The organism is Kocuria sabuli, assembly GCF_040981185.1.
Taxonomy (GTDB): Bacteria; Actinomycetota; Actinomycetes; order Actinomycetales; family Micrococcaceae; genus Kocuria; species Kocuria sabuli.
In genome coordinates, this window is record NZ_JAVHZE010000076.1 from 1 (window position 1) to 700 (window position 700).

General features: G+C 39.4%; 2 protein-coding genes. One reads left to right on the forward strand and one right to left on the reverse strand.

From position 1 onward, the window contains the following. Positions 1-174, reverse strand: a 174-nt coding sequence (locus tag RE027_RS17955; protein ID WP_438612452.1) for an FAD-dependent oxidoreductase, incomplete at its 3' end; no start/stop codon positions are given. A 126-nt stretch (positions 175-300) separates the two neighbouring features. Between RE027_RS17955 and RE027_RS17960 the strand changes: the two genes are divergently transcribed. Continuing rightward, positions 301-700: TetR/AcrR family transcriptional regulator (locus RE027_RS17960; RefSeq protein ID WP_368809659.1), on the forward strand; the 400-nt coding region annotated here is incomplete at its 3' end.

Here is a 700-nt window from a genome sequence, read left to right on the forward strand (position 1 = left end):
ACAGCCAACATTCAGACACGTGCCTCCCGCAACCCCCTGCTCAATCATTGCTACTGATTTATCTAATCTGCGTGCTTCATTAGCCGCTGCCCTTGCAGCAGAGCCTGAGCCAATAGTCACTAAGTCATAGATTTTATGAAACATTTCATGCGGAGCACGGGGAGTACTTTTCATGTAAAAACCTCTTAATTAAGTACCGGCAAAGTAAAGGAGACCGATCTGTCTCCCTCATCTAAGAGTAGACAAGTCAGTCTACTGATGTCAATATTCAATCCGTACAACAACCAGGTCTTAGCTTCTATGGACAAGAAAGAACTATTAATCTCAACTGCTTTTAAACTTTTTTATCAATATGGAGTTCATGCTGTTGGTATAAACCAGGTATTGACTGAATCGGGTGTAGCGAAGAAGACGCTTTATACCTATTTTTCAAGCAAAGAAGAGCTTATTGCGGCTACCATTGACTATTGCAACCAACAATATTTCGCATCTTTAAACTCTCGTTTATCTCAAGTAGAGGATGGTTACCCATCTATTAGCGAGCTTTTCAATACACTCGATGATTCTATAAATAGCAGAGACATCACATCGTCATCTTTTCATGGTTGTTATTTTATCAATGTCAGTGCTGAATTTAGCGATCCCACTCATCTGATACATCAAAGGTGTGCTCGTAATAAAATAGAAATGGATGTATTAA